This window comes from Hydrogenophaga sp. (genome assembly GCF_030656115.1).
In the GTDB taxonomy this organism is placed as follows: Bacteria; Pseudomonadota; Gammaproteobacteria; order Burkholderiales; family Burkholderiaceae_C; genus Hydrogenophaga.
The window spans coordinates 1-4,070 of record NZ_JAUSOO010000181.1; the positions used below are offsets into that span (position 1 = coordinate 1).

5 protein-coding genes are annotated in these 4,070 nt (G+C 65.9%); 1 reads left to right on the plus strand and 4 read right to left on the minus strand.

The window, feature by feature from the left end:
- Nucleotides 1-624 (minus strand): TAXI family TRAP transporter solute-binding subunit (locus Q7J58_RS22345; protein ID WP_304832245.1); only part of this gene is annotated, 624 nt, incomplete at its 3' end.
- A 170-nt stretch (nt 625-794) separates the two neighbouring features.
- Between Q7J58_RS22345 and xerD the strand changes: the two genes are divergently transcribed.
- Nucleotides 795-1,748: a site-specific tyrosine recombinase XerD gene (gene xerD / locus Q7J58_RS22350; RefSeq protein ID WP_304832247.1), complete on the plus strand. Its 954-nt coding sequence runs from the start codon at nt 795-797 to the stop codon at nt 1,746-1,748.
- Between the two features lie 146 nt (nt 1,749-1,894).
- Here the strand turns inward: xerD and Q7J58_RS22355 are convergent, their stop codons facing one another.
- The 3 genes from Q7J58_RS22355 to Q7J58_RS22365 form a co-directional block, all read right to left on the minus strand.
- On the minus strand, nt 1,895-2,758 hold the full coding sequence (locus Q7J58_RS22355) for a PA4780 family RIO1-like protein kinase (RefSeq protein WP_304832249.1): 864 nt from the start codon (nt 2,756-2,758) through the stop codon (nt 1,895-1,897).
- A gap of 16 nt (nt 2,759-2,774) precedes the next feature.
- Nucleotides 2,775-3,026, minus strand: a complete 252-nt coding sequence (locus Q7J58_RS22360) for a hypothetical protein (protein WP_304832251.1) — start codon at nt 3,024-3,026, stop codon at nt 2,775-2,777.
- 66 nt (nt 3,027-3,092) lie between these two features.
- The coding region (locus Q7J58_RS22365; RefSeq protein ID WP_304832253.1) for a helicase-related protein at nt 3,093-4,070 on the minus strand (978 nt) is incomplete at its 5' end.

The following is a 4,070-nucleotide window of genomic DNA, read 5'->3' on the forward strand; positions in this document are numbered from 1 at the left end:
GGCCGTGGCCAGATCGCGGATGGACGCCACACCCAGGCCGGCCGACTGCAAGGTCGCATCGAGCTGGCGGTTCTTCATCAGCTCCACCGACTCACCAAACGGCAGGTACTCCACCTTGGCCATGTCGCTGTAGGCCAGGCCAGCGGCCTTGAAGATGGCGCGTGCGTTCAACTCGGTGCCCGACTTGGCCGCGCCCACCGAAATGCGCTTGCCCTTGAGGTCGGCCAGCGTCTTGATGCCCGAGTCGGCGTTGGCCACGATCTGGATGTAGTTGTTGTAGGTGGCGGACAGGCCGCGCAGCTTGTCGAGCTTTTTGGGGAAACCGGCCTCGGCCTCGCCCTTCCAGGCGTCGGACACCGAGTCGGCCAGGGCCAGCGCCAGTTCACCTCGGCCGGCCTGCAACAGGTTGAGGTTTTCAGCCGAGGCCTTGGTGACCTGCGCGGTGGATCGGGCGTTGGGAATGTCCTTGGCGAAGATCTGCGACAGCGCCACGCCCATGGGGTAATACACGCCGCTTTGGCCGCCGGTGAGCACGTTGACGAACTGCTGCTGGGCGTTGGCCACGCCGGTGACAAGGGCCGCACCCAAGCTCAAACCCAGACCGATTTTGTGAATCAAACGCATGCTGTGTGTCTCCTGTCGGTGGATGAAATCAAAGGGGCAGAATACAGCAACTTGTGTGCACCCGGCTGCGGAAACTGCGTACCGCCATGGGCGGGTTTTCCCGGGTGTGGCGGTGTGTTTTGGCACCGTTTCCGACCCCCCAACTTCTGGCAACACCCGCCACCGCCGCCATGCCCGAACCCCAAACGCCGTCTTCCGCCGCCGCCGCACCCTCGCCCCAAGAGGTGGCCAGTCGCGCAGCGGCCGACGCCTTTGCCGACGCGCTCTGGCTCGAAGACGGCCTCTCGCGCAACACCCTCGACGCCTACCGCCGCGACCTGGTGCTGTTGGGCCAGTGGTTGGCCGGGCAGGGCACGGCCTTGCCCAACGTGTGCGAAGACGATCTGAAGCGGTATTTTGAAGACCAACACAGCCAGACCCGCGCCACCACCGCCAACCGGCGTCTCACCGTGTTCAAGCGCTACTTTCGCTGGGCGCTGCGCGAGCGCCTCATCACCACCGACCCCACGCTGCGCCTGCTCGCCGCCCGCCAGCCGCTGCGTGTGCCCAAAACCATGAGCGAAACGCAGGTGGAAGCGCTGCTGAACGCGCCCGACACCAGCACCCCGCTGGGCCTGCGCGACCGCGCCATGCTGGAGCTGATGTACGCCAGCGGCCTGCGCGTGACCGAGTTGGTCAGCCTGAAAACCTGGCATGTGGGCCTGAACGAACACGTGCTGCGCATCACCGGCAAAGGCAACAAAGAGCGCCTGGTGCCGTTTGGCCACATCGCCGCGCAGTGGCTGCAGCGCTACCTGGGGCAGGGTCGGGGGGAGATTTTGGGTGGGCAACAAACCGAAGACCTGTTTGTGGCCGCACGCGGCGCCCGCGCCGGCGAGGCCATGACGCGGGCCATGTTCTGGCAAATCGTCAAAAAATACGCGCAGCTCGCCGGCATCACCAGCCCGCTCTCGCCGCACACGCTGCGCCACGCCTTCGCCACCCACCTGCTCAACCACGGCGCCGATCTGCGCGCGGTGCAAATGCTGCTCGGCCATGCCGACATTTCCACCACCACCATCTACACCCACGTGGCCCGCGAGCGCCTCAAGACGATCGTGGCGCAGCACCACCCGAGGGGGTAAATGGACACCCCCGCAGCACTTCGCGCTACCCCCAAGGGGGCGGCACTGGCCGCCCGGCAAAGCCGGCCCGGCGGTGCCCTGGGATCGGCCGTATCACGCCTGGTTCTGCGCTTGAATGTGAACCCGTGTGAGCCAGACAGCGCAGCTCACTGCCCCATGCGCAGCTTGCGCGCCGCGTTTTCATCGCGCGCATCGTCAATCTCGCGCATCACGCTGGCCAGGTCCACATTGGCGCGGGTGGGGGTGTAACGGCCCGTCAGCGGCGTGTCGTTGCTCAGCAAACCGCTTTGGTACAGGCTCCATATTTCGGGGCCGTATTGGGTGGCGCGCAGCTCGGGCGCAAACTGGCCAAAAAAGTCGCGCAGGTTGGCCACGTCGCGCAGCAGCATGCGCGGGGCGTGGTTGTTGCCCGCCGCGTCCACCGCCTGGGGCAAGTCGATGATCACCGGGAAGTCCACCCCATCCGCGTCACCCGAGTGCGCCAGCAAGATGTTGAATTCGGACAAATCCCCGTGCACCACGCCCGCGCACAGCATGCGCACCACCTCGGCCACCAGCGTGGCGTGGTGGCGGCGCGCCTGCTCAGGCGTGAAGCGCACGTCGTTCAGGCGCGGCGCGGCGTCGCCGTTGGCGTCGGTCACCAGCTCCATCAGCAGCACGCCGTCGCAAAAGTTGTAGGGCGTGGGCACGCGCACGCCAGCGGCGGCCAGGCGGTAGAGCGCGTCCACCTCGGCGCTTTGCCAGGCGGCTTCTTGCGCTTCTCGGCCAAACTTGGTGCCCTTGGCCATGGCGCGGGCCTGCCGCGAGTTTTTCACCTTGCGGTTTTCGGTGTAGTCCACCGCTTGCCGAAAACTGCGGTTGTTGGCCTCTTTGTAAATCTTGGCGCAGCGCGTTTCGTCGCCGCAGCGCACCACAAACACCATGGCTTCCTTGCCGCTCATGAGCTGGCGCACCACGGTGTCGATCAGGCCTTCTTCAACCAGCGCTTGCAGCCGGGGCGGGGCTTTCATGCGGGGCGGCGCCGGTTCAATCGACCACCACCGACCAACCCGCGCGCTGGTTGGTCGTGTCGTTGGTGTAGTGCCAGTGGGTGCCGCAGCGGTCGCAAAAATAGCCGGTGATGGTCACCTGCACATTGCCGTGCAGTTCTTTGCGGTGGTTGCCTTGCTGCAGCTCGGCGTGGCCGGGCGCGCCGCGCCAGTTGCGCTGAATGCCCTGGCAGGGTTCGCACAGCGGCGCGGGTGGGGTTGCTTCGGGGGCGTTGGTGGAATCGGTCACGCGGTGTCTCTTTTCAGTGGGTGGGGTGTTGGGGGCGGTGTTTGGGCATGGGCAGGGTAGGGCGGTTCAGTCTTCCAACACCCGCACCTTCACGCTCTTGCCCTTGATGCGGCCATCGTTCAAACGGCTCGCCACCTGCTGGGCAATGGCGCGGTCCACCGCCACATAAGTAGACCACTCGTTCACATTGATCTTGCCCACCTGCTCGCGGGTGTAGCCCAGGTCGGCGGTGAGCGCGCCCAACACATCGCCGGGGCGAATTTTTTCTTTGCGCCCGCCCTGAATGTGCAGCGTGGCCATGGGCGGCACCAGCGGGCCTTTGCCGGTGGGCGTGAGTTCGTCCAGCTTGTGCCATTCCGACTCGCGGCCCTGCAACTGCTCAATCTTGCCGACCGAACCCATCTCGTTCATGCTCGCCAGGTTCAGCGCCAGGCCGCTTTCGCCTGCGCGCCCGGTGCGGCCAATGCGGTGAATGTGCACCTCCGCGTCGGGCGTCACGTCCACGTTGATCACCGCCGCCAAGCTGGCAATGTCCAGCCCGCGTGCGGCCACGTCCGTGGCCACCAGCACCGAACAGCTCTTGTTCGCAAAGCGCACCAACACCTGGTCGCGCTCGCGCTGCTCCAGTTCGCCAAACAGCGCCAATGCGCTGAAACCCTGCGCCTGTAACACCGCCACCAAATCGCGGCATTGCGCCTTGGTGTTGCAAAACGCCAGCGTGCTCGCCGGGCGAAAGTGCAGCAGCAAACGGCTCACCGCGTCCAGCCGCTCGTTTTCGCTCACCTGGTACCAGCGCTGCTCAATCTGCCCGCCCGCGTGCTGCGCCTCCACCGTCACCGTGACCGGCTCGCGCATGAACTGCGCGCTCAGCTTCGCAATGCCCTCGGGGTAGGTGGCCGAAAACAGCAGGGTCTGCCGGGTTTTGGGGCACTGCCGCGCCACCTTCACGATGTCGTCAAAAAAGCCCATGTCCAACATGCGGTCCGCCTCGTCCAGCACCAGCGTGTTCAGCGCCTCCAGCTGCAGGCTGCCGCGCTCCAGGTG

Excerpts from the sequence above, each read along its gene's own strand:
- xerD (WP_304832247.1), top strand. The coding sequence starts at position 795 with ATGCCCGAACCCCAAACGCCGTCTTCCGCCGCCGCCGCACCCTCGCCC.
- Q7J58_RS22355 (WP_304832249.1), bottom strand. The coding sequence starts at position 2,758 with ATGAAAGCCCCGCCCCGGCTGCAAGCGCTGGTTGAAGAAGGCCTGATC.